The sequence below is a fragment of the Mesorhizobium sp. WSM4989 genome (assembly GCF_029625795.1).
Classification (GTDB): domain Bacteria; phylum Pseudomonadota; class Alphaproteobacteria; order Rhizobiales; family Rhizobiaceae; genus Mesorhizobium.
Genome location: NZ_JARTVN010000002.1, coordinates 2,051,415 through 2,075,128 on the forward strand (window position 1 = coordinate 2,051,415; position 23,714 = coordinate 2,075,128).

Sequence of the window (23,714 nt, forward strand, 5' to 3'; positions counted from 1 at the left end):
TTCCGTATCCTCATTTCACGCCTCTTGGAATATAATCCTCGCTGGTGCGGCGATCTCATTTTCGGAGATCTGCAGGCTTCCGCTGAAAGCCCAACGCCTTCGCCAATTCCGATCGCCGCTCCGCATAGTTCGGCGCCACCATCGGATGGTCTGCCGGCAGGTTCCATTTCGCGCGATACTGCTTTGGTGTAAGACCGTGATCGGTCCTCAGGTGCCGCTTGAGCGACTTGAACTCCTTGCCGTCCTCCAGGCAGATGATGTGATCGGGGAAGACCGAGCGCTCCGGGTCGACGGCAGGCTCCTGCTTTGGCAGCAGGGCTGCGCCAGTGAGCGAGTAATAAACCGACGCGATCAAATCCGCCAAGTCGGTTACCGAGACGAGATTATTGCTAACATAAGCGGAGACGATGTCGGCGGTGAGGTCCACTAGTGACATGCGAAATCTCTTTTGTCTGACAGACCTCTCTATTTGAGCGCATCTGCTAATAAAATGAAATCCAGCCAAAAGGCCGAAGCACGACTTGAATCGCGAACCCGCCGGCTGGACACTTCAAACGCTGATCGACGCGGGCATGTCCGTAAAGGGCGGCTGCCTCGATTGCCATCGGCATCAAAAGCTCGATCTGCCGGCGCTCCGCGACCGCTTCGGCGCTGATGCTCCAGCAATGGAATGGGATCTGCGGCCGAAGATGAAATGCGCGGTCTGCGGAGGCAAGCGTGTCACGCTGACCTATTCGCCTGATACCAGCCCGAAGAAACTGTCGTCACCGTGATCCCCTAGCAGCGCATCGAATCTGCTATCCCCTCGGGAATGTTCAATCCCGCGCTTCACATGTTTCCGAAGGAAGCAGCGCTTGTTGGCCTGCTCGTTGCCGGCTACGGCGAGCTTGACATCTGCTTGGGCCATGTTTGTGGCCTAGCGGTGGGCGATAAGTTTGCAGTGCTGGAAGCGCTCAACAAGGTTTCCAGCGAACAGGCGCGGATTGAGATAGCGAACAGCCTGGCCAAGCACATCCTGGAAGCGAGGGGCTTCGGCACCAAATTCGGCGAGGCGGTCGGCGCGATAAATCTTTGCCGCAAGATCCGCAATCAATATGCACATGCTCAGTGGATGCGCGTCGACGGGAAGCTGTCCTTCACGCGGACCGACAACATCAATTGGCGCGACAAGGATTCGATCCGATGGTCGACGCTCTCGCTCGACGTTCTGGAAAAGCAGGAACTCTATTTCGAATACACTCGAAAATGCCTGATCTGGTTGGAGTTCCAGTTGGGAACGCCCAAGCCTAGCGTTGCTATTCCATGGCCGAAGCATATTCACCGGCCGCCTCTCGACGCTGGAACAGCGACAACGAAGCAGGCCGGCACCGGGAGTGGTTCTTAGGGCTTCTTGAGCCTCACACCGGCCCCGCCATCGATCATTTCCCCTTCCTCAAGGAAAACCACGCCCGCATCGCGCAGAGCGCGTTCTAGCACTTCTAAGGTGGCATTCCGGGGCGTCGATACCCCTGTCTCGAAATTCTGGAGCGTTGCCAGACCGACCCTCGCCGCGTCGGCAAGCTGCTGTTGCGTCCACGACACGAGCGCGCGCGCCGCTCGACACTGTGTTGGTGTCATTTCGATCATACCCCTCTTTTACCCTATCCCAAGCTATTTGCCTAGAACTACGTAAAATGCATTGACAAGTTATGAATGGTTTTGCCACGCTTGCCTTTGCGGCAATCAAGCCGCAAGCCCAAGGGGGGCAACCAAATGTCTGAGAATATCACCGCTCCGGCGGACGGCGGAGCTTTGCCTGCAGCCAACCTCAACCGCCGCGCCGCTCCGAAGATCGAAGAGCTTCCGTTCATCGGTCGGCGAAAGAAAGATGAATCAGGCAACTTGCGTCGTCATTTCTGGAGAGTGCAGCCTAGCGGTAATTATGTTGCCGACTGCAAAACAGGAGGGAGCTTAGCCCTTCTATATCTCGCCTTTGAGGAAGCCGATCGCGAGGGACATGGGATCCTGGGCTTTATCGTTTCTGACATGCCGCGAGAATTCACGGGGATCGAGGTCGGGTTTCTCCAGATGGTGGCCTTTGCCGCCTCTGCGGGAGCCTATCGGGCCCGCCAAATTGACGCCTATTGGAAAAAAGCGGCGGCGGCATTGAACGGCGGTGCGGCATGAGCGAACTCATTGAACCGATCGTCATCCTCGACACCTTCGTGCAGGGCGTGGGACGCGTCGAGGAGATCTCAGCCAATCTGTTCCGCGTGTCCTACTATGCCCATCAGCGCGGCTACGATGGCAGCCAGGAGCGCGTCTGCGTGGCCAAGTTCATCGTGACAGCCGACACCATGGTCGCGATGGCGAACGCCACCGGATTTCAGGAAATGGCTCGTCGGCTTATGGGCCAGACACACTCGGCCCTGAGCTGAGATCAATTGCCCTTCGGACAGTTGATGGCCCGGCTACTTCGGTTGGCCGGGCTGTTCTAATGGGTGCGGCAACCCCACGTTTGTGGCGCTCAACCGGATTCGAGGATACAGTTGAAATACGTCACACCTGAGCTTTCTTAGGGGCTCTCTTGGCCCGGCGGCTTGCGCTTCCGGGCCTTTTCTTTGACGGGTGGCTGCTGCGCCATCCTGGCCGCGCGAAGTCTGTCAGTTTTTGCATTCCTCTGGGCCGCTTCGCTATCGATTATCGCCCGAGCGGATTCAGTGGTGGCCTCGTGCTTCGCGGCGCGCCGTTTATCGTAAGTCATCCACGGATAGCTAGGGCGACGGCGGCAATTTGCCAGCGGGCCGGCGCTCATTCCTGTCTGGTGGCAGAAAAGTCACGCAGCTTGAATATGCTTGGCCGCTGCCTTTAGGTGGCGGGGCTTTCCTTTTGGCCGGCGGAACTGTCTTCGGTTCTTGGGATATACAAGGCATCGCCCGAAGGGACCTTCGCCGCAAACTGAAGTGAGAACAAGAGGCGGTTTCTGTCATCCGTCACATGCATGATCCAGGGCGTCTTGTGGGTCCAAAAGGACTGCTTGGTATCGTTTATCATTTCGCCAGCGGCACGCACTGCCTCGACCTGAGCGGCGTCTAAGTTGGGGCAGGTCAGTGCCGGCAGGATCGGGAATGAAGGTGCCGTTGTCGACGTGGAAGTGATAGATGGGCATGCGGCCTGGGACCCGTTGGACAGTCTTTCAACGAAACGGTCTCGACCGGAATTTGTTTCGGGAGCGACCTTCGGGCCTTTTTTGGGTGCGTCAACGGTTATGGCAAGACCTCGGATTGCCACCTAACCGCTTGATGTTCCTAGGCTTGTGGCGGAGGGAGTGGGATTCGAACCCACGGTGAGCTTGCGCCCACGCCGGTTTTCAAGACCGGTGCCTTAAACCGCTCGGCCATCCCTCCAGCATGGTCTTTCAACCACTTACGATCGTCGCTATCGGTCAATTTTCAATGGTCGGCGCAAAATTGACGCCGAGGCATTTGCGACCGGTTAGCGCTTCATTGCTGTAGTGCGGCGGTCAGGGCTGCGTCAACCACCGCGACGTGCCTTCCTGCGGTCGGGACAGACGATGCATTGCCCGGCTGCCCGGTTGGCCGGGCACTTTTATGTCTGTGGCGAAAATGTCACGCAACCAGAATATGCGGCGGCTCAACCCTGGCGCGCTTATTATCCAGCCAAACGAGGCGTACCGTCCTTAGCGGGCAAGGGGACGACCCAGACCGCAAGCGTCTCTCACTTCCTCCCGAACTAGCGCCCGCTACGGAGAACGTGGTGGGCGTCTTCTTGTCCAGCCCGACGGCAACGCCTCCGGCTAGGCGCGAAAGCGTCTCCCAACTGATCCGTGAAACCACTGCTCATATGGATGAGCCGAGTTCATCCGTTCGATCTAGACAGGCCTTGCGGACGCCCATGCTAAACTCCTGGTTGGCGCGGGCAAGTCCAGCGCTGTGAGCGCCGGTTGGAAATGGAAGTCCCCCTCCAAAAAGCTGCCCCTCCATCCGGCGCTCATCCCACGCAAGGCTCACCCTCGGTGGCAGTTTTTTCCCCGCCATAATCTCGCCCGGTTCCGGCCATAATCGATTAACATCGTAATAAACATTTCCTGTGCACAAAGAGATTGGGGATCAAGGTGTTGCTGCGTTCGGGGCGCTTGGCTCCGATTGATGGCGGCGAGACTGTAGGGGACAATCGAAAACATGCAGACCTCGGCGCGCCCGCGTCTTCGTCGCGCTCCTGCCTTCGTGCTGTGCGCCCTCTCGGCGGTGCTGCTTGCCGGCTGTACGTCGACGCCGCAACCGAAAGGCATGGTCGACAAGCGGCCGCGCTCCAAGGAATATTTCGCCGAGTCCGAATATGGCGTGAAGGCGAGCCCGCGCGTTGCCTTCATGCGGCGCGGCGGCGGCCGCGACCAGCTCGGCAAGCCGTACCAGGTGCGCGGCAAGTGGTACTATCCCAGGGAAGATAAGAAGTACGCCAAGGTTGGCCTGGCTTCCTGGTATGGCGATGCCTTCCACGGCCGGCTGACCGCCAATGGCGAAGTCTATGACACGATGCAACTGACGGCGGCGCACCCGACAATGCCGCTGCCGAGCTATGCACGCGTCACCAATCTCGAGACCGGCAGTTCGATTATCGTCCGCGTCAACGACCGCGGCCCATATCATGAGGGCCGCATCATCGACGTCTCGGAACGTGCCGCGCAAATGCTCGACTATGGCAAGGTCGGCACGGCAAGGGTGAAGGTCGAATATGTCGGTCGGGCGCCGCTCGACGGCAATGACGACCAGTATCTGATGGCTTCCTACCGTCCCGGCAACAGGCGGCCCGATCCGTCCGACGGCCTGCCGACGGGCGTGATGGTGGCCATGAACGGCCCGTCGCCCAGCTTGTCGATGAGCGATGCACCTCCAGCGGCCGTGCCGTTCCCCGGCCAGTTGACCAGTTCTGGGCAGGCTTTTGGCACGCAGCCCGGTCTGTCGGAGCAGCCGACCGCGCAACCGGCGACGTCGGGGCAAGCGCAGGGCGCCAGCGATGTAGTGCTGCCGGATTTCGGGCCGATCGTGCCCGAGCGGCCGCAGTTCAGGCTGCCGCCGAACTCGCCTTTTGCCATGGCGTCGCTGTCCTACGCGGATGAGCGCGTCAATCACGCCGACGTCTTTGCCGCCCTCGACGGCAGCGGCATGTCGCCGGCCGACATCCTCCAGTCGTGGAAGAAGTCGAACGGCCAGGAACAGGCGCCGGCCTCCGATTATGTGGCCGCCGGCTCTTTTGACAATGCGGCGCAGGCAAACCGAGTGGCGGCGGCGCTCGAGCCGTTCGGCAGGACTGAAATCCAGCGCACCGAGCTCGACGGCAACGACTGGTACGCGGTCAACGTCTATCCGGATGGCCATAGCAGCATCGACGACCTGCTGCAGGCGGCCTGGTCGCACGGCGCGCCGGACGCATTGGTTGTGCGAAACTGATCAATTTCGCGCCCGCCGTTGATCCAGCGGAAAGAACCCTGATAGCTTGTCGACGCCAGCACGGCTAAGTGGGTCGATTTTTCATGCAGTTCCGCATCTTTCAGCCTTTCGCCGGATTACTAGGCCTGGCGCTGATACTGCTTTGGGCAGCCCCGGCCGGCGCGCAGCTTTTCGAGACCAAGGCGGCCCAGGCCTTCATGATCGACGCCGATACCGGCACGGTGCTTTTCGCCAAGGATGCCGACAAGCCGATCCCGCCGGCTTCGATGGCCAAGCTTATGACGATGGAGGTGGTCTTCAACGCCATCAAATCGAAGCGGATCACGCTCGACGATACGTTCGTGGTCAGCGAAAACGCCTGGCGCACCGGCGGCGCGCCGTCGGGCACCTCGACGATGTTCGCCAAGCTCAAATCGGCGGTCCGTGTCGAGGATCTGATCCAGGGCGTGACCGTGCAGGCCGCCAATGACGGCTGCATCGTGCTTGCCGAAGGCATCGCGGGCTCGGAGGCGAATTTCGCCGCGCAGATGACCGAGCGTGCCCGCGAGCTTGGTCTCTCGAAATCGACCTTCGTCAATTCGACCGGGCTGCCGGCAGATGGCCAGCAGACGACAGTGCGGGAGCTCACGATGCTGGCGCTGCACATCTGGCGCGACTATCCCGAGTTCTTCCACTATTACGGCCAGCCCGACTTCACCTGGAACAAGATCTCCCAGCGGAACCGCAATCCGCTTTTGGCCATGGGGATCGATGCCGACGGCTTCGTGGCCGGGGCGAGCGAGTCCGCCGGCTTCGGCATTGTCGGCACGGTCAGCCACAACGGCATTCGTGTGATCGCGGCGCTGAGCGGCCTGCCAAGCGACCGGGAACGCTCCGAGGAGGCGCGCAAGCTGCTAGACTGGGGGTCGCGCTCCTTCCAGAAGACGGAGATCTTCGCCAAGGACGAGGTCGTCGGCGAAGCCGAAGTGTTCGGCGGCGCCAAATCCGGCGTGGCCTTGAAAGCCAAGGGCCCGGTGGACATCTTTCTGCCGATAACCAACCGCGACAAGCTGACCGCCAGGATTGTCTATGACGGCCCGGTGGCAGCGCCGGTCGAGGAGGGGCAACCGGTCGGGGAGCTGCGCGTTTGGATAGGCGACACGCTCAGCCAGCGAACGCCACTTTTCGCCGCCGAGGCGGTGAAGGTCGGGACGCTGCCGCAGCGTGCGCTTGACGCCGCCAAGGAACTGGCTGTCGGCTGGCTGCGTCAGAAACATTTGTGATCGGGCAGGCTCGTGGACCTTTTGCCGGACGGGAGCTATGACAGCGGCAGCACGGGCGAAGGCATTCACGATTGGCGAGCGGATTTTTCATCACCTTCGAAGGCGGCGAAGGAGCCGGCAAGTCGACGCAGATCAAGCGGCTGGCACGGCGCATGCGCGCCAAGAAATACGAGGTTCTGGTGACACGCGAGCCAGGCGGCTCGCCGGGCGCCGAGGCGGTGAGACATGTGCTTCTGTCCGGCGCCGCCGAGCCTTTCGGCCCGAAGATGGAGGCGATCCTCTTCGCCGCCGCACGCTCCGATCATGTCGAGCAGGTGATCCGGCCGGCGGTCGAACGCGGCACGATCGTGCTTTGCGACCGTTTCATCGATTCCTCGCGCGTCTATCAGGGGGTTACCGGCGGGCTCGATCCGGATTTCATGGAAGCGCTGGAGGCGGTCGCCATCAACGGCATGGTCCCCGACATGACGCTGATCTTCGACATCGATCCGGCCGAAGGTCTGAAGCGCGCGGCGGCACGGCGTGGCGCCGGCGACAGCGCCGATCGCTTCGAGAAGGAGACTTTGGCCATCCACCAGCGCCGGCGGGAGGCTTTCCTGGCGATCGCCGAGGCGGAGCCGGATCGCTGCATAGTGATCGATGCGTCGGCCGATCCCGAAACGGTGGAAAACGTCGTCACCGCGGCCGTGTTCGCGGTGCTGGAAAAGCGGATGCCGGTGCAAAGGAAGCAGACGGCGCCTGCATGATCTTCGAACGCATCGCCCCCGAACAGCACGACACGTTGGACGGCGTTCCCGAGCCATCGGAAACTTCGCGGCTGATCGGCCACGCGCAGACGGCGGGCATGCTTGCCACCGCTTACCGCGCCGGCAAGCTGCCGCATGCGCTGATCCTCGCCGGGCCGCACGGCATCGGCAAGGCCACGCTCGCCTTCCACCTGGCGCACCACCTTTTCAGACATCCCAATTTTGCGGCTGCGCCCGAAGCGCTGGCCGTTCCAGACCCGGCCTCGTCGCTGTTTCGCCAGATCGCTACCGGCGCGCATCCTTCGGTGCTGCATCTCACCCGTCCGGCCAACGACAAGACCAAAAGCTTCAAGACGGTGCTAACCGTCGACGAGATACGCAAGGTCAGCCGCTTCCTGTCGATGACCTCGCATGACGGCAGCTACCGCGTCGTCATCGTCGATCCGGCCGACGACATGAACACCAATGCCGCCAATGCCTTGCTCAAGAATCTTGAAGAGCCTCCGGCGCGCACCCTGTTCATCCTCATCGTCCATGCGCCGGGCAGCCTCTTGCCGACGATCCGGTCGCGGTGTCAGATGGTGCGGCTGACGCCGCTTGCGCCGGACGAATTGATGGCTGTGCTGGAAGGCATCGAGCCGCCGCCGCCGGTCGACCCGTCGGCGCGCGCGGCTTTGGCCGAGCGGGCAGGGGGCAGCGCGCGCAACGCGATCCTGCTTACCCACTATGGCGGGCTGGAAATCGCCGGCGCGCTCGACGCGCTGGTGGCGGCGCAAAAGCCGGACATTGCCGCTGCCCATCGGCTTGCCGAAGCCGTTGCCGGCCGCGACCAGGCGATCCAATTCGATATCTTCAACCGCCGCGCGCTCGATCTGCTGTCGGCCGCCGCCAGCGAAGCGGCCTTAGCCGGCGACCTCGCCAGGGCCAAAACGCTGTCCGACGCTTGGCACGAGGCCTTGAACACGATATCTGAGGCAGAGACCTACAATCTCGACAAGAAGCAGCACGCCCTGACCATGATCGACCGCCTGAATTCTGTGATGCGAATGTGACGGTTTTCTTAGTGCATGCCGCTGCCCCAAAACCGGGCACCACTTTTGGGCGGCATGCATCGGGATGGCAATCGCCATGCCGATAGTTTATCCACCGCCACAACTCACATTCAGACCTTCATGACGGTTCATTCATGTCACGCGAAAAATCCTACCTGACCACGCCGATTTTCTATCCGAATGGCAAGCCACATATCGGCCACGCCTATACGGTCATCGCCAGCGACGCGCTGGCCCGCTTCCAGCGTCTCGACGGCAAGGAAGTGTTCTTCCTCACGGGCACCGACGAGCATGGCCTCAAGATGCAGCAGACAGCCGAGAAGGAAGGCATCGCGCCGATAACGCTCGCCGACCGCAATTCGGCAATCTTCCGCTCGATGACCGAGACAGTCGGGGGCTCAAACGACGAATTCATCCGCACGACCGAACAACGTCACTACGAATCCTGCCAAGCGATCTGGAAGGCGATGGCCGCCAATGGCGACATCTATCTTGATCGCTACAGCGGCTGGTATTCGGTCCGCCAGGAAGCCTATTTCGACGAGAGCGAAACCACGCTCGGCGACGACGGCGTGCGCCGCGAGCCGCTTGGCTCGCCGGTTGAATGGAACGAGGAGGAAAGCTACTTCTTCCGGCTTTCCGCCTATCAGGACAAATTGCTGGCACTTTATGAGAGCCGGCCAGACTTCATCGGTCCAGCGGAGCGCCGTAACGAAGTGATCAGCTTCGTCAAGTCCGGCTTGAAGGACCTGTCGATCTCGCGCACCACGTTCAAATGGGGCGTGCCTGTACCGGGCAACGACAAGCATGTGATGTATGTCTGGGTCGACGCATTGACCAACTACATCACGGCCGCTGGCTATCCCGACACCAAATCCGAGCAATGGCACTACTGGCCGGCGACGCATATCATCGGCAAGGACATCGTGCGCTTCCACGCGGTCTACTGGCCGGCCTTCCTGATGTCGGCCGGCATAGAATTGCCGAAGCGCGTCTTCGCCCACGGCTTCCTGTTCAACCGCGGCGAGAAGATGTCCAAATCGGTCGGCAATGTCGTCGATCCGTTCGCAATGATCGAGCATTACGGCCTCGACCAGGTACGCTATTTCTTCCTGCGCGAGGTGCCGTTCGGGCAGGACGGCAGCTACAGTCACGAAGCGATCGTCAACCGCACCAATGCCGATCTCGCCAACGGTCTCGGCAATCTGGCGCAGCGCTCGCTGTCGATGATTGCCAAGAACTGCGGCGGGGCGGTGCCGAAGCGCGGCGAGCTCACCGAAGCCGACGCGGCGATCCTCGACCAGGCGGTGGAGGCGCTTGCGGTGGCACGCAGAGCCATGGCGGAGCAGGGCATCCATCTGGCGCTGGCGGCGATCTTCGGCGTGGTGGCCGACGCCGACCGCTACTTCGCGTCGCAGGAGCCCTGGGCGCTGCGCAAGACCGATCCGGAGCGCATGGAGACGGTGCTGTGGACGACGGCCGAGCTTGTCCGGCGCGTGACGGTGCTTTGCCAGCCATTCATTCCCGGATCGGCAGCGAGGCTGCTCGACCTGCTGGCGGTGCCGGCGGACAAGCGCAATTTCGCGCATGTCCACGCAGACCATGCGCTGGTGCCCGGCACGGCGCTGCCGGTGCCTGAGGGCGTGTTTCCCCGCTACGTCGAGCAGGACACCAAAGCCTGATGCTTGTCGACAGTCACTGCCATCTCGATTTTCCGGATTTCGCCGAGGAGCGGGCGGCTATCGTCGCCCGCGCTCTCGCAGCCGGGATCGGCCGCATGGTGACGATCTCAACGCGCGTGAAGCGTTTTCAGCAACTCCTTGAAATCGCTGAAGCTTTTAGAGAGGTCTATTGCTCAGTTGGTACTCATCCGCACAATGCGGCGGAAGAGCTCGATGTGACCGCAGAGGAGCTGGTACGGCTTTCCGACCATCCCAAGGTGGTGGCGATCGGCGAAGCCGGCCTGGACTATTTCTACGACCGTGCGCCGCGCGAGGCACAGGCGCAAGGCTTCCGCACTCACATCGCCGCCGCGCGCCGGACCGGCCTGCCGCTGGTCATCCATTCGCGCGACGCCGACGGCGACATGGCGGCGATTCTCGAGGAGGAGACAGGGAAGGGCGCTTTCCCCTTCATCCTGCATTGTTTTTCGTCCGGGCGTCGGCTGGCGGAAGTCGGCGTGGCGCTGGGCGGCTATGTCTCCTTCTCAGGCATCCTGACCTTCAAGAACTCGACCGAGTTGCGCGCGATTGCCGCAGATGTGCCGCGCGAACGGCTGCTGGTCGAGACCGACGCGCCTTATCTTGCGCCAATCCCGCATCGGGGAAAACGCAATGAGCCCGCCTATGTCGCGAATACGGCGAAGGTGCTGGCCGAGACGATCGGCGTCAGCGAGGCGGAGATCGCCGACATCACCACCGAGAATGTCTTCCGGCTGTTTGCCAAGATGCCGCGACCGGACGTGACGGCGGCCTGACATGAGCGACCAGCTGCGCCTCACCATTCTCGGCTGCGGCTCGTCGCCCGGTACGCCGCGCATCACCGGCGACTGGGGCAATTGCGATCCGGCCAATCCGAAGAACCGCCGCATGCGCACGGCTGCTCTTGTCGAGCGGATCGCAGGCAATGGCGTCCGCACCACCGTCGTCATCGACACCGGACCGGATTTCCGTGCCCAGATGCTGCTTGCTTCGGTCAAGCACATCAACGCGGTGGTTTATACCCATCCGCATGCCGACCACATTCACGGCATCGATGATCTGCGCGGCTTCGTGCTCGAGCAACGCCGTCGTATCGATATCCATGCCGACCAGCCGACCATGCTGCGGCTGCGCCAGGCGTTCGGCTACTGCTTCGAGACGCCCCCGGGCAGTTCCTATCCACCGATCGTAAGGCCGCATCTCATAGACCATGCCAGGCCGGTGGTGATCGAAGGCGAGGGGGGTCCCCTCACCCTTGAGCCGCTGCCGCAGGTCCATGGCGACATCATTTCGCTCGGTTTCCGCATTGGCGGGATCGCCTATTGCCCCGATATCAGCGACTTTCCAGCTGCCACCGCGGGACGCCTTGAAGACCTTGACGTGCTGGTTATCGACGCGCTGCAGTACAACAGCCATCCGAGCCATCTGTCGCTTGCCGAGGCACTGGGCTGGATCGAGAAGCTCTCGCCGAAAAACGCGGTGCTGACGCATATGCATGTGCCGCTGGACTATGCCGCCGTGATGGCCGAGACGCCGGACCACGTGGTGCCGGCCTATGACGGCATGACGATCGAAATTCCTTGTGAATCAGAGCGATAAAGACGCCTGTTCACTTTGGCGCTTAGTCGTCAATCCGATTCTCTTTGGTGCTTCGGAAACTGATCGATGGTTCAGAATGTGTTTGTTCTGCTGCTCGGTTTCCCTGGCGTCGGCAAGCTGACGATCGCACGGGAACTCGTAACGGCACTTTCCGGCCAGGTCATCGACAATCACTGGATCAACAATCCTATTTTGGCACTGCTTGCCGATGACGGTCGCCGCACATTGCCTGATGCCGTCTGGGAGCAGACCGCCAAGGTCCGTCAGGCTGTGTTGGACACCGTGGCAACACTTTGTCCTCCCGCCGCCAACTTCATCTTCACGAACTCCGGCATCCAAGGAGACGCGAGGAGCCTCGCGTCCTACCAGCAGATGAAAGATGCGTCGGATCGACGAGGCGCTCACTTCGTGCCTGTGCGCTTGCTTTGCGAAGAGGCCGAACTGGTTCGTCGCGTGATGTCGCCAACTCGACGTGACCGTCTCAAGTCTATCGATCCGGAAGCGGCGCGCCGCCGCAGCCGGACAGTCGCTGTCCTTGACCCGAAGCACCCGAACAGCCTGACGATCGACGTAACAGCGATCAGCGCGGCGGAGGCGGCTACAAGGATTCACGAACACATCAAGGACCGCGTTGACGGTTCTCCTGGGCTTTCCGTGCGCGCTTCAGAGGCGTAGCAAAACCAGCTTCGTGCTACATACGTAAGTTCCATAATCTATCTTATGCGACTTCCTGATATGGATCACGTAGAGGCGATAAAGCGATCCTATCGACGTGCCCCTCGCCGCGAGAGCTCAGATTCGGACTATTGAACAAGGACCTCTTCATCTTCCTTTCTTGGCTTTCCCGATTGCCTCGCCGGAGGCCGCGCGCCTCGCATGGTGATCTACGGTGCCGGTCATGGCAGCACCTATCCGGGAAAGGACAGCAGCGGCCATGCTCTGGCCGCCGACGCCATCCGCGCTGCGAGCCAGGACGATGCGCCGCTGGTCGAGCATTGGGATTTCGATCTCGGCGGTCCATTGTTCGACGGCAAGCCGGTCTGCTGCGTCGATGCCGGCAACATCTCGACGGTCATGCACGACAATGAGGGAAACCGGGCGCGGATCGAAGCGAAGACGCGCGAGGTCCTGGCCGCGTCGGCCGTGCCGATCCTGCTCGGCGGTGACGATTCCGTGGCAATTCCCTTTCTCGCCGGCTTTGCCGGTCACGGGCCGGTCTGGATCCTGCAGATCGACGCGCATATCGACTGGCGCGACGAGGTCGATGGCGAACGCTACGGCTATTCGAGCCCGATGCGCCGGGCGAGCGAGATGCCGCATATCGCCGGCCTCGTGCAAGTCGGCCTGCGCAGCGTCGGCAGCGCACGCCTGGCTGAAATCGAAGCGGCGCGGCGCTATGGCAGCCGCTTTGTGACTGCCCGCGAGCTTCATGCCCAGGGCGTCGACGCAGCTCTCAGCCACATTCCGGACGGCGCGCGCGTCGTCGTGAGCTTCGACTGCGACGGCCTCGATCCCAGCATCATGCCGGGCGTGGCGGCGCGCACGCCAGGCGGCCTCACCTACACCCAGGCGATCGACCTGATCGCCGGCCTCGGCAAGCGGGCCAGGATCGCAGGATTTGATCTGGTCGAATTCTATCCGCCTGCCGACCTTGACGGCCTGTCGGCGCTGACTGCAGCCCGGCTTCTCGTCAATGTCATCGGCACTGTCGTCCGGCAGGTTTAACTCAGATGGCCTGATGCCCCGACGAGATTCCCCGTTATGACCGACCGATGTCGCTTCGAGCTCATGCAGGACCTCCCTACCCCGTGGGACTGCGCTGCCGGCATCAGCGTTGACGCCACATCCGCGTTTATCTTTGCCAGAAGGGCAGCTTGGCGATCTCTTCCTCGGCCTGCTCTTTCGTCAGTCCGATATCGTCGATCAGATGCGGGTTGGCCTCTGATATCCGCTTCAGATCCCAGCGAAACCGTATCTGCTCGCGCTGGGCTGCGATCATGCCTCGCAGGGTCTGCAGGCTGTAGCGCCGGCGCGATGCCTGCCCGACCAGCGTTGCCAGCTGCGGGATCGATGCAAACGTGTCGTTCATGGCAACCTCCTATGGTTTGCGGCCCCATGCTTTTCGAGTTGGGGCCTTCCACCTGAATGAGGTTGGATTCTGCAGGATGCGGGCTGCGCCGTAATTAAGCGCATCCAAATAGTTCTCAAAACTTCCAAATCGGCCTGAGCGGTTCATCGGACATGACGAACTGCTCTACCCGTCTCACACTTTTCCTGGAATTGCTCTATAGATGCGCCGCATGCAGGGATCGCGCTTTGCCTTCGGCCCGTACGTGCTTGATTCAGCTGCGGGAACGTTGCTTCGGAACGATGTCCCCGTGGCCGCCGGCTATCGGGGGCTGAAGCTGCTTGCCGCGCTCGTGGAACGTCCCGGCGAAATCCTGGCCAAGGCCGAGCTGATGGACGCGGCATGGCCGGGCACGGCCGTCGAGGAAGGCAACCTCACCGTCCAGATCGCGCAGCTCAGAAAGCTGCTCGGCCCCGCCGCCGACGGCGGTGAATGGATCGCTACGGTGCCGCGCGTCGGCTATCGCTTCACGGGGGTCATCGAACAGCTTGGCGAGACGAAACGAAAACCTTTGCCACTGCCCGGCAAGCCTTCGATAGCCGTGCTGCCCTTCGTCAATTTCGGCAATGATCCCGAGCAGGAATCCTTCGCGGACGGGTTGACCGAAGACCTGATCACTGACCTGTCCAGGAACGCGGGACTGTTCGTCATCGCGCGCAACTCGGTCTTCGTCTACAAGGGAAAGCCGATGGATGTGCGCGCGATCGCCGAGGACCTTGGCGTGCGTTACCTGCTTGAGGGGAGCGCAAGGCGCGCCGCGGGGCGTGTACGTATCAACGCGCAGCTTGTCGACGCGGTGAGCGGTGAACATCTGTGGGCGGAACGCTTCGATCGCAGTCTGGAAGATATTTTTGCGGTCCAGGACGAGGTAACGGCCAAGATCGTGGAGGCGCTGCTCGGCCGGCTGCGCACGCAGCCGCCGCGCAATCGGCCCAAGAATCTCGAGGCCTACGATCTGTGCGTGCGGGCGCGAAAACTGATCGACGACTCGCCTCAGACGGCGCGGGAGGCGCATCTGATGCTGACGCGCGCGGTCTCGCTCGATCCGGAGTATGCCGAAGCCTATCGCTGGCTCGCCATGAACCATTGGATGGGATGGGTGCATTGGGGCGAGCCTGTCGACCCCAACCGGAGCATTGCCTTGGAGTTGGCCCGCAAAGCCGTGACAATCGACCCAAACGACGCCGGCTGCCGCTGGGTGCTTGCCAACCTGCTTGCCTATGAGCATCGCTTCGGCGAGGCGGATGCCGAATTCGCCAAAGCGTTCGAGCTCGATCCGAACGAGGCCGACGCCTGGGCGACATTGTCCGACATCGAGGTCCTAGCCGGGCGGATCGAAGAGGGCCTTGAGCATATTCGCAAGGCGTTCCGGCTGAACCCGTTTCCGCCGAGTTGGTACTATCTCACGCTCGGCGCCGCGCAATATGCGGCCCGCGACTATGAAGCCGCCATCGAGACGCTGCGCCGGGACGAGACCTATCGGACCAGCTCACGCCGTTTCCTGGCGGCAAGCCTTGCGCAGCTCGGCCGGTTCGAAGAGGCGCGCGCGGAGGTCGAGATGTTCCTTATCGCCAACCCGCATTTCACGACCAGCCACTGGGTCTGGACCGAGCCGTTCCGCGACGACGCGATGCTCGAGCATTTCGTTGACGGGTTCCGCAAGGCCGGGCTTCCGGACTGACGGCCAGAAAGGAATGGCGCGACCTATTCTTCGAAGCGGCTCGTCGCCTCGCGATCGCGCTCGTATCGCTTGCTGACTGGAAACGGCGGCAGCCACGACTCGCGACGGATGATCCAGCTTTCGTAGGTCGGGGCTAGCTGGTCTGGGGCGTCCAGGGTCCCGAGATGCACTTCGATCTCGTCCGCGGTGCGTGCGAAAACGGACGAACCGCAGCGCGGACAGAAAAACCGCCCGGCATAGTCGCGCGTCTCACCGTCGATCGTAACCGCGTCCTGAGGGAATACCGCCGAAGCATAAAAGAGCGCGCCATGATGTTTGCGGCAATCGAGACAATGGCAGATGCAGACCCTGTATGGGCGGCCCGACGCCACAAGTCGGACATTGCGACACAGGCAGCCGCCGGTGAATCGGTCCATGTTGCGTCTCCTTCAAAGCCGTGCGGTGGAACGTTAGCAGCGAACTCGCCCAGGCGTCCAAGGCTGAGACGTCTCGCTTGCGTGGCTCTCAAAAGCCGGATTCCACAGAGATCGATTTGATCCGTGGCTTGCCGTCTTAGAAAAACCCATCGAGAAAAGCCGCCGTCCCATGCGAGAGGCTGACGATCTTGTTCGTCGCCTGGCGATAGAATTTGAAGTTTAGCTCGGTCTCAGGCCTGCCATCGCTCCAGTCCTTGAACCGCTTGAGCTCGTCCCGACCCAATCGCCGCGTTGCCAATGCGGTGCGGCGGATGGCAACACTGACGCGCGGCGTCTGCCGTTCGCGGTCGGATCTTTTGGGAATGGCCTCGGATGACGTGACAACGCCCCGTGCGACCAGCCCCTGTCCGGCTTCGTTTTCGCTGGCGAACACAAAGATCGTGTCGCCTTCGGCGATATGCTTGCCGCCATACATGGTTTTCTGCGCCGCGAATGAGAATGTCTCGGCCAGCGGATCCTTGACCTCGGCCTTGATCGCGAACGCCATGCCTCACGCATCCCGGCTGATGGTGATCCGGTAGGTCAACTTGCGCTTGGCGCCTGGCGGGATCAGCATCACGCCCGGCTTGTCGGCGAATTCGCCGTCGAAATCGACCGGGCTTGCAACGCCATGCCAGGGCTCGATGCAGAGGAACGGCGCGCCGCCGGGCTTGGACCAGATGCCCAATTCGTTGAATCCCTGCCACGACATTTCGATCGCCGGCCCCCGCCCGGCGGCATAGCGCACGCTGGTGCTGGCGGGCCGGTCCAGAATGACGGCGTCGTCATCGAACAGCCGCTCGGAGAGGGCAAGCGTCTTGCCCTCGACGGGCGTTGGCTGCGGCGTCGCCAGCATGAGCCCGTCCTTCAGGCGCCGTATCGGAGCGGGTTCATCGTCGGCAAAGGTCAGCCGGTAGGCTTCCTTGGGCAATTCCGGCAGCAAAGGCCAGTTGAAGGCCGGGTGGGCGCCGACCGAGGCCGGCTGCACCTCGTCGCCTGTGTTGGCGACCTCGAAGGTCACGCCAAGCTGGCGGGGGCCGAGGCTGTAGCTTATGGCCAGCCGAAAGGCGAATGGGTAGCGGGTGCGGGTCTCGGTGTCATCGGTCAGGACCAGCGTGCAAGAGGAAGGCCCCTGCTTCGCCCAGGCAAAGCGCCTGTCGCGGGCGAAGCCATGCTGCGTCATTGGATAGGCTTTGCCGCGATGGCGCAACTGGTCGCCTTTCAGCCGGCCGACTATCGGAAACAGCACCGGCGAATGACGCCGCCATTCAGGCCCCGCCTGCCACAGAAGTTCCGCGCCTTCGGCATTCCGCAACGAAACCAGCTCGGCCCCCTGCCCGACGATGGTCGCCGAGATGCCATCACCGTCAAGCGTCAGCTGGTCCATGCGTCCTCGCGACTGGCTGGTCGGGCCGACAGGCTAGCAAAAGGCCTCCCCTGAACTCAAGGCAGCAGGCAGTGCGGCAGCCCCTCAAGCAGCCGCCGTGAACGACCAGCACTGCCACGCCAGATGCAACGCCAAAAGACAAACCGTGGCCAGCGGTTTACCCGTCGGCCACGGTTCGAAGCTGTTGCCTGCTACGGTCCGGACTATTCGCGCTCGCCGGTAAAATTCAGCAACAGCTGGAAGATGTTGATGAAGTTCAGATACAGCGAGAAGGCGCCGAAGACGGCGAGCTTCTGTTGCGATTCGGCGTCGAAATTCTCGGCATACTGCTCCTTGATCGTCTGCGTGTCCCAGGCGGTCAGGCCGATGAAGACGGCGATGCCGATCACGGAGATGGCGAACTGCAGCGCGGTCGAGCCGAGGAACAGGTTGACGAGGCTCGCGATCACCACGCCGATCAGGCCCATGATCAGGAAGGACGAGAACTGCGTCAGGTCGCGCTTGGTCGTGTAGCCGTAGAGGCTGGTGGCGCCGAACATGGTGGCGGCGATGAAGAAGGTGCGCGCGATGCTGGTGCCGGTGAACACCAGGAACACGGAAGCCAGCGACAGGCCCATGACCGCGCAAAAGGCCCAGAACATCGCCTGCGCGCTCGCCGCTGACATCGTCTGCATCTTGAAGGAGAAGAACATGACGAAGGCGAGCGGCGCCAGCATCACCACCCATTTCAGCGGCGTGGAGAAGATCGGGACGTAGAGCGCCGGCGTCGAGGCCACAACAAGGGCGACGAGGCCGGTGACGACGAGCCCGAGGCCCATATAGTTGTAGACGCGCAGCATGTGCCGGCGCAGGCCCTCGTCATAGACGGCACCGGCCCGAACGCCGGTGCCCATTCGGTATCCAAGATTAGGGCTGTTCATTTCGTTTCTCCTTGGTTTGGTCGGTTCGATTGGCTGTTTCAATAGAGAGTGCGGGCGAGCTTTTCGGCGGCCCGGTCGAGATCGCCGGCATCGCCTTGTCCGACGACGGCGTAAGCGACCTCGCCGATCTGGAAATAGGCGGACGAAATATCGCCCAAGGGCGCGACGGTGGGCTTCACGACGTCGAACGTGCCTGGCCTGATCGCAAACAGCGACACCAGCCCGAGGTCCTTCGTTTCGAGTGCCATCTCGACGCTCGGCCCGAACCGCGACGGATAGATCTGAACATCGCGGATCCGCCAGTCGTCGGGCAAGGACGGCATGACGATCGCGGTCGCGGCGCGGATCTCGTCGGCATTGTAATTTGGCGCTTCGGCCTGGGACGGCATCGTCTCACGCACCAGCGTCGTCCGGTGCGCGCTCACCGCTTCCTCGACATAGGCGGGCGGCTGCGTCGACGCGACCACCTTGCTGACAGCGATCGGCCCGAAGACGCCGTTCGCAAGCCACCCTGCCGCCACCAGCACGGCGGCGGCCGCGGCGCGCTGCAGCACGGAAAAGGCACGGTCCCTGACAAGCACCCTCTCCAGCCGACGCGCCGCGTCGGTCGTCGCCGGGCGCGCCATTGCGCCTGGCCCGGCCAGCGCCACGCGCAACTCGTCGCGCGTTCTGAGATCCGACATCACACGCGCAGCCACTTCGGGACGAGCGGACAGGAACGCCTCGACCTCGATGCGGCGGGCGACGTCGAGCTGATCGTCGACATAGGCGTCGAGATCGGCATCGGTCACCGGATCGACGATGGCGGTCATGATTCACCTCCCACGATCCTCAGGTGATTTTTGCCGCGGGCCGGAGCGCCCTCCTCCATCTCGCGCAGCGCCGCACGAGCGCGGCCGATGCGCGACATCAGGGTTCCGAGCGGGACGCCACTGACGTCGGCGGCCTCCGCGTAGCTCAACCCTTCGATGGCGACGAGATGCAGCGCGGCGCGCTGCTCTTCCGGCAGCGACAGGAAGGCTTCGCGCACCTGCGAAAGGCGCACCGAATGGTCCTGGGACGCCGGCATGTTTTGCTCGGCGAGACGGCCTGCCTGCTCGATGCGCGCTGCCTCGGACCGCCGCGAGCGCATGCGGTCGATGAAGATGTTGTGCAGGATCGCCAGCAGCCAGGCGCGCGGGTTGCCGCCCGAACGAAAGGTGCCGCGCCGCTCATAGGCGCGCACCAGCGCGTCGTGGACCAGATCCTCGGCATCGGCGCTGTCGCGCGTCAGCGAGCGTGCGTAGCGCCGCAGGGAGCCCAACTGCCCGACGATATCGAAGCGTGCCATCGACCGTTTCATGCCCTGTTTACGGAGCATGTGGGGATTTTAATCCCTGGCTGCCGTTTCTTTCTGCGATTCCCGCGAGGAGTTGCGCCGGCCTCGGGAGAGCCAGGAACGAGCGGGCAAACGGAGGAAACCGCTGGCGAAGCGCGGCCGATTTGCGTATCACTCCGCCGCCACTGGAGCCCTATCGATGTTCGAGACCCTGCAGCCCGCGCCCGCCGACAAGATCCTTGCGTTGATCGGCCTTTACCGCGCCGACACGCGCCCCGGCAAAGTCGACCTCGGTGTCGGCGTCTACAAGGATCGTGACGGCAGGACGCCGGTGATGCGGGCCGTGCGCGAGGCCGAGAAGCGGCTGCTCGCGGGCCAGGACACCAAGACCTATCTCGGCCTCGCCGGCGACACCGGCTTCAACGCCGCCATGATCAAGCTTGCCTTCGGCGAGAAGGCCGATCATTCGCGCATCCGCGCAGCGCAGGCGCCGGGCGGATCGGGCGCGCTCAGGCTGGTGGTCGAGCTTCTGCAGCGCACGCGCCCAGGCGCGACGGTGTGGCTCTCCGATCCGACCTGGCCGAACCACCTGCCGGTGATGCGCGCTGCCGGCCTACAGGTGCGCGACTATCCTTATTTCGACGCTGTTTCCGGCGCTGTCCGTTTCGACGACATGCTGGCGGCGCTCAAGACCGCCACTAGCGGGGATGTCGTGCTGCTGCATGGCTGCTGCCATAACCCGACCGGCGCCAATCTGGATGCTGCGCAATGGGCGAAGATTGCCGACGTTCTGCTTGAGCGCGGCCTGCTGCCTTTCGTCGACATCGCCTATCAGGGCTTTGGCGAAGGGCTCGACGCCGATGCCGCCGGCCTGCGGCTGCTCGCCGGCAAGGTGCCCGAGATGGTCGTCGCCTCGAGCTGCTCGAAAAATTTCGCCGTCTATCGCGACCGCGTCGGTGCCGCCATGATCATGGCCAAGGACGGCGCACAGGCCGACGTGGCGATGAGCCAGATGCTGGCAGCGGCGAGAGCGCTCTATTCGATGCCGCCGGACCATGGCGCTGCGGCCGTACGCATGGTGCTGGAAGACGCCGATCTGAAGAAGGTCTGGGAGACGGAACTCGAGGAGATGCGGCTGCGCATGCTCAGGCTGCGTGTCGCCTTCGCCGAGGCGTTGCGCCGGCAATCCAACTCCGATCGCTTCGATTTCGTCGCCAGCCATCGCGGCATGTTCTCCCGCCTGGGGCTCACCGAAGCGCAGGTTGAGCGTCTGCGCACCGAGCACGCCGTCTATATGGTAGGTGACAGCCGCATCAATGTGGCAGGTCTGCCTGAGGACGGCATGGACGAGCTCGCCAAGGCGATCGTTTCGGTGCTCGACTGAGTGCCGGCGCAACTGTGGACAATCGGCTTTTGCCAGCCGGCGGGATTGGTCGCCCGCCGCGGCGCGCGCTAGGGTTTGTTGCGTGAAACCCTCCAAAGACATCTCCCGTCTGATCGAGATCATGGCGGCACTCAGAGCGCCGAAGACCGGCTGCCCCTGGGACATCGAGCAGAACTTTTCCACCATCGCCCCCTACACGATCGAGGAAGCCTATGAAGTGGCGGATGCGATCGCGCGCGGCGACTTCGACGATCTGCGCGAGGAGCTGGGCGACCTTCTGCTGCAGGTCGTCTACCACGCGCAGATGGCGCAGGAGATTGGCGAGTTCGCGTTCGGCGACGTTGTCGAGGCGATCACCACCAAGATGATCCGCCGTCACCCGCATGTCTTCGGCGACGAGAAGGCGCGCGGCGCCGGCATGGCCAAGGGCATGTGGGAGAAGATCAAGACGGTGGAGAAGGCCGACAAGCGCAACGCCCGCATCGCGCGCGGCCTCGACCCGGAAGATCACGGCAAGGGCTATCTCGATAGCGTGCCGGTTGCGCTCCCTGCGCTGACCCGCGCGTTGAAGCTGCAGGAGAAGGCTGCGCGCGTCGGCTTCGACTGGAGCGAGGCAGCACCCATCCTCGACAAGATAGAGGAAGAGATCGGCGAGCTGCGCGAGGCGCTGGCCACGGGCGACGCGGCACCCATCAAGGATGAGTTCGGCGACATGCTGTTTGCAGTCGTCAATCTCGGCCGCCATTTGAGACTTGATGCCGAAGCCGCGCTGAGCGGCACCAACGAGAAGTTCCGGTCGCGCTTCCATTATGTCGAGCGGGAGTTGGAGGCTTCCGGGAGGTCGTTGGAACAGGCGACTTTGGACGAGATGGAAACCCTCTGGCAGCAGGCCAAAAACGCAAGATAAGCAGCGGTCTAGCCGTGGTTCCTGCGGTTCAGCCGGGTCTCGATCTCCTGGCGGGTGCTGTGCGTGGCCGTCAGTGAGATGGTGACGCTGCCGTCCTCATTGTCGCTCCGCGAGACGACATCGCCATTGCGATAGAGCCAGTCGACCTGGCCGAGCTCAGCCGGGCTCAACGTCACCGTCATCGTTTCCAGCTCGCCCGACACTCTGGCCTCGATTAGCGCCTTGAGCGCATCGATCCCCTCGCCGGTCGCTGCCGATATCGCGATCGGCGGCGCCTTGCCGCCGGCGCTCTCGGCAAGCAGGCGCTCGCGATTGCCTTCGTCGAGCAGGTCGATCTTGTTCCACACCTCGATCACGCGGCTGGTGTCCGCGGCATCGACGCCGAGATCGCCAAGGATGCGCTCGACATCCTCGGCCTGCGCTGCCGTATCCGGATCAGAGATATCGCGCAGATGCAGCACGAGATCGGCCTCGACGACCTCTTCCAGCGTCGCCCGGAAGGCCGCGACCAGATGAGTCGGCAAGTCCGAGATGAAGCCGACCGTGTCCGACAGGATGATCGGCGTGCCGTGCGGCAGGCGCACGCGGCGCAGCGTCGGATCGAGCGTGGCGAACAGCATGTCCTCCGCCAGCACCCCTGCCCCGGTCAGCCGGTTGAACAGCGTCGACTTTCCGGCATTGGTGTAGCCGACGATCGCAACTACCGGAAATGGCACCTTCTTGCGTTTTGCGCGGTGCAGGTCGCGGGTGCGGCGAACCGTTTCCAGCTCATGTTTGAGCTTGGTGATCTTGTCCTGCAGGATCCGCCGGTCGGATTCGATCTGCGTTTCGCCGGGACCGCCCAGGAAACCCGCGCCGCCGCGCTGCCGTTCGAGGTGGGTCCAACTGCGCACCAGCCGACCCTTCTGATAGTTGAGATGCGCCAGCTCGACCTGCAGGGTGCCTTCCTTGGTCCTGGCGCGCTCACCGAAGATCTCGAGGATAAGCCCGGTGCGGTCGAGCACCTTGGCGTTCAGTTCCTTCTCGAGATTGCGCTGCTGCACCGGCGTGAGCGGATGGTCGACGATGACCAATTCCGCCTTGCGTCCCTTCACGATGTCGGCGAATTCGGCCACTTTGCCGCTGCCGAGCAGCGTTGCCGGGCGGGGATCGGTGACCGTCACCACTGCGGTGTGGACCGGGTCCAAGTCGATGGCGCTGGCAAGCCCGACCGCCTCGTCGTGGCGGGCATCCGCCGAGCGGCTCAGGCGCGGGCGGCTCGAATCCTCATCGCCGCGCGGCTGGCGCGCAAGCACCGGCACAATGACAACCGCCCGGGTCGGATCCTTGGCTTCCGGCCCGAGTTGATGTCCTTGTTTCCCGCGAACTCTGCGGTCCGCGTCCTGCTCACGTGCCAATCAGGCGCCCTGGCCTTCCTCGCCATCAAACATCTGAACCGGCTGGCTCGGCATGATCGTGGAAATGGCGTGCTTGTAGACGAGCTGGGAATGCCCGTCGCGCCGCAACAACACACAGAAATTGTCGAACGAAGTGACCACGCCGGTCAGCTTCACACCGTTGATGAGAAAGATGGTAAGTGGATTTTTGCTCTTGCGAACTGAATTCAGGAACAGGTCCTGAAGGTTTTGCGATCGTTCCGCCATTGTTTTTGTCTTTCGCCGATCCCCTTCGGTCTGCAGGCCAATGCGCCAAATTACGAGGCGCCTGTCAAGCGCGCAAACCCCC

At 62.7% G+C, this 23,714-nt stretch carries 27 protein-coding genes and 1 tRNA gene; 16 read left to right on the forward strand and 12 right to left on the reverse strand.

The genetic code is table 11. The features are described 5' to 3' along the window. Positions 1 to 55: 55 nt before the first annotated feature. Positions 56 to 436, reverse strand: a complete 381-nt coding sequence (locus P9217_RS22705) for a MucR family transcriptional regulator (RefSeq protein ID WP_278055101.1) — start codon at positions 434 to 436, stop codon at positions 56 to 58. Positions 437 to 521: 85 nt separating this feature from the next. Here P9217_RS22705 and P9217_RS22710 point away from each other — a divergent pair, with 85 nt between their 5' ends. Then, positions 522 to 773, forward strand: a complete 252-nt coding sequence (locus P9217_RS22710; RefSeq protein ID WP_278087575.1) for a hypothetical protein — start codon at positions 522 to 524, stop codon at positions 771 to 773. Positions 774 to 832: 59 nt separating this feature from the next. Next, complete coding sequence (locus P9217_RS22715; protein ID WP_278088311.1) at positions 833 to 1,384, forward strand: hypothetical protein; 552 nt, start codon at positions 833 to 835, stop codon at positions 1,382 to 1,384. Here the strand turns inward: P9217_RS22715 and P9217_RS22720 are convergent. Next, on the reverse strand, positions 1,381 to 1,626 hold the full coding sequence (locus P9217_RS22720; RefSeq protein ID WP_278087577.1) for a helix-turn-helix transcriptional regulator: 246 nt from the start codon (positions 1,624 to 1,626) through the stop codon (positions 1,381 to 1,383). The genes P9217_RS22715 and P9217_RS22720 overlap by 4 nt on opposite strands. Positions 1,627 to 1,752: 126 nt before the next feature. Here P9217_RS22720 and P9217_RS22725 point away from each other — a divergent pair, with 126 nt between their 5' ends. Together P9217_RS22725 and P9217_RS22730 are read left to right on the forward strand one after the other, a co-directional pair. After that, positions 1,753 to 2,166, forward strand: coding sequence for a hypothetical protein (locus P9217_RS22725; protein WP_278087578.1), 414 nt, complete (start codon positions 1,753 to 1,755; stop codon positions 2,164 to 2,166). Then, positions 2,163 to 2,417: a hypothetical protein gene (locus tag P9217_RS22730; RefSeq protein WP_278087579.1), complete on the forward strand. Its 255-nt coding sequence runs from the start codon at positions 2,163 to 2,165 to the stop codon at positions 2,415 to 2,417. Before P9217_RS22725 ends, P9217_RS22730 begins: the two co-directional genes overlap by 4 nt. Positions 2,418 to 3,296: 879 nt before the next feature. Here the strand turns inward: P9217_RS22730 and P9217_RS22735 are convergent. Beyond that, positions 3,297 to 3,386, reverse strand: a tRNA-Ser gene (locus P9217_RS22735). 795 nt (positions 3,387 to 4,181) lie between these two features. Between P9217_RS22735 and P9217_RS22740 the strand changes: the two genes are divergently transcribed. From P9217_RS22740 to P9217_RS22780, 9 genes are all read left to right on the forward strand, one after another. Further along, complete coding sequence (locus tag P9217_RS22740; RefSeq protein ID WP_127241294.1) at positions 4,182 to 5,450, forward strand: septal ring lytic transglycosylase RlpA family protein; 1,269 nt, start codon at positions 4,182 to 4,184, stop codon at positions 5,448 to 5,450. Positions 5,451 to 5,533: 83 nt separating this feature from the next. Continuing rightward, the gene (locus tag P9217_RS22745) at positions 5,534 to 6,712 is read left to right on the forward strand and encodes a D-alanyl-D-alanine carboxypeptidase family protein (RefSeq protein ID WP_278088312.1); all 1,179 of its coding nucleotides are present in this window, start codon (positions 5,534 to 5,536) and stop codon (positions 6,710 to 6,712) included. 71 nt (positions 6,713 to 6,783) lie between these two features. Further along, complete coding sequence (gene tmk / locus P9217_RS22750) at positions 6,784 to 7,458, forward strand: dTMP kinase (protein WP_278087580.1); 675 nt, start codon at positions 6,784 to 6,786, stop codon at positions 7,456 to 7,458. After that, a complete protein-coding gene (locus P9217_RS22755) occupies positions 7,455 to 8,510 on the forward strand; it encodes a DNA polymerase III subunit delta' (protein WP_278087581.1) in 1,056 nt (351 codons plus the stop codon). Before tmk ends, P9217_RS22755 begins: the two co-directional genes overlap by 4 nt. Positions 8,511 to 8,644: 134 nt before the next feature. Continuing rightward, positions 8,645 to 10,192 (forward strand): methionine--tRNA ligase, encoded by a 1,548-nt coding sequence (metG, locus tag P9217_RS22760; protein ID WP_278087582.1) that lies wholly within the window; start codon positions 8,645 to 8,647, stop codon positions 10,190 to 10,192. Next, on the forward strand, positions 10,192 to 10,986 hold the full coding sequence (locus P9217_RS22765; protein ID WP_278087583.1) for a TatD family hydrolase: 795 nt from the start codon (positions 10,192 to 10,194) through the stop codon (positions 10,984 to 10,986). The genes metG and P9217_RS22765 overlap by 1 nt, the downstream gene beginning before the upstream one ends. Position 10,987: 1 nt before the next feature. Further along, positions 10,988 to 11,809: an MBL fold metallo-hydrolase gene (locus P9217_RS22770; protein WP_278087584.1), complete on the forward strand. Its 822-nt coding sequence runs from the start codon at positions 10,988 to 10,990 to the stop codon at positions 11,807 to 11,809. Between the two features lie 66 nt (positions 11,810 to 11,875). After that, positions 11,876 to 12,484: a chloramphenicol phosphotransferase gene (locus tag P9217_RS22775; RefSeq protein WP_278087585.1), complete on the forward strand. Its 609-nt coding sequence runs from the start codon at positions 11,876 to 11,878 to the stop codon at positions 12,482 to 12,484. Positions 12,485 to 12,685: 201 nt separating this feature from the next. Beyond that, complete coding sequence (locus tag P9217_RS22780) at positions 12,686 to 13,534, forward strand: agmatinase (RefSeq protein WP_278087586.1); 849 nt, start codon at positions 12,686 to 12,688, stop codon at positions 13,532 to 13,534. Positions 13,535 to 13,661: 127 nt separating this feature from the next. Here the strand turns inward: P9217_RS22780 and P9217_RS22785 are convergent, their stop codons facing one another. Then, positions 13,662 to 13,898: a DUF1127 domain-containing protein gene (locus P9217_RS22785; protein WP_278087587.1), complete on the reverse strand. Its 237-nt coding sequence runs from the start codon at positions 13,896 to 13,898 to the stop codon at positions 13,662 to 13,664. A gap of 202 nt (positions 13,899 to 14,100) precedes the next feature. On the opposite strand from P9217_RS22785, the gene P9217_RS22790 reads away from it, so the two are divergent. Further along, on the forward strand, positions 14,101 to 15,618 hold the full coding sequence (locus P9217_RS22790; RefSeq protein WP_245430610.1) for a winged helix-turn-helix domain-containing protein: 1,518 nt from the start codon (positions 14,101 to 14,103) through the stop codon (positions 15,616 to 15,618). 23 nt (positions 15,619 to 15,641) lie between these two features. Here P9217_RS22790 and P9217_RS22795 read toward each other — a convergent pair whose 3' ends face one another. The 6 genes from P9217_RS22795 to P9217_RS22820 form a co-directional block, all read right to left on the reverse strand. Continuing rightward, positions 15,642 to 16,034, reverse strand: coding sequence for a GFA family protein (locus P9217_RS22795; RefSeq protein ID WP_095825420.1), 393 nt, complete (start codon positions 16,032 to 16,034; stop codon positions 15,642 to 15,644). A 136-nt stretch (positions 16,035 to 16,170) separates the two neighbouring features. Further along, positions 16,171 to 16,581 carry a hypothetical protein gene (locus P9217_RS22800; protein WP_127240453.1) on the reverse strand — a complete coding sequence of 137 codons (411 nt, stop codon included), beginning with the start codon at positions 16,579 to 16,581 and terminating at the stop codon, positions 16,171 to 16,173. Positions 16,582 to 16,584: 3 nt separating this feature from the next. Continuing rightward, positions 16,585 to 17,460 carry an aldose 1-epimerase family protein gene (locus tag P9217_RS22805; protein WP_278087588.1) on the reverse strand — a complete coding sequence of 292 codons (876 nt, stop codon included), beginning with the start codon at positions 17,458 to 17,460 and terminating at the stop codon, positions 16,585 to 16,587. Positions 17,461 to 17,663: 203 nt separating this feature from the next. Then, positions 17,664 to 18,380 carry a Bax inhibitor-1/YccA family protein gene (locus tag P9217_RS22810; RefSeq protein ID WP_067321335.1) on the reverse strand — a complete coding sequence of 239 codons (717 nt, stop codon included), beginning with the start codon at positions 18,378 to 18,380 and terminating at the stop codon, positions 17,664 to 17,666. Positions 18,381 to 18,418: 38 nt separating this feature from the next. Next, a complete protein-coding gene (locus P9217_RS22815; RefSeq protein ID WP_278087589.1) occupies positions 18,419 to 19,192 on the reverse strand; it encodes an anti-sigma factor in 774 nt (257 codons plus the stop codon). Further along, positions 19,189 to 19,710, reverse strand: a complete 522-nt coding sequence (locus P9217_RS22820) for a sigma-70 family RNA polymerase sigma factor (RefSeq protein WP_245430608.1) — start codon at positions 19,708 to 19,710, stop codon at positions 19,189 to 19,191. The genes P9217_RS22815 and P9217_RS22820 overlap by 4 nt, the downstream gene beginning before the upstream one ends. Before the next feature lie 187 nt (positions 19,711 to 19,897). Here P9217_RS22820 and P9217_RS22825 point away from each other — a divergent pair, with 187 nt between their 5' ends. After that, complete coding sequence (locus P9217_RS22825) at positions 19,898 to 21,082, forward strand: amino acid aminotransferase (protein WP_278087590.1); 1,185 nt, start codon at positions 19,898 to 19,900, stop codon at positions 21,080 to 21,082. Between the two features lie 82 nt (positions 21,083 to 21,164). Continuing rightward, a complete protein-coding gene (mazG, locus tag P9217_RS22830; RefSeq protein ID WP_278087591.1) occupies positions 21,165 to 21,989 on the forward strand; it encodes a nucleoside triphosphate pyrophosphohydrolase in 825 nt (274 codons plus the stop codon). 8 nt (positions 21,990 to 21,997) lie between these two features. Here the strand turns inward: mazG and hflX are convergent, their stop codons facing one another. Together hflX and hfq are read right to left on the reverse strand one after the other, a co-directional pair. Continuing rightward, the gene (gene hflX, locus P9217_RS22835) at positions 21,998 to 23,386 is read right to left on the reverse strand and encodes a GTPase HflX (protein WP_278087592.1); all 1,389 of its coding nucleotides are present in this window, start codon (positions 23,384 to 23,386) and stop codon (positions 21,998 to 22,000) included. Continuing rightward, positions 23,387 to 23,632 carry an RNA chaperone Hfq gene (hfq, locus tag P9217_RS22840; protein WP_066989720.1) on the reverse strand — a complete coding sequence of 82 codons (246 nt, stop codon included), beginning with the start codon at positions 23,630 to 23,632 and terminating at the stop codon, positions 23,387 to 23,389. Between the last annotated feature and the right edge of the window lie 82 nt (positions 23,633 to 23,714).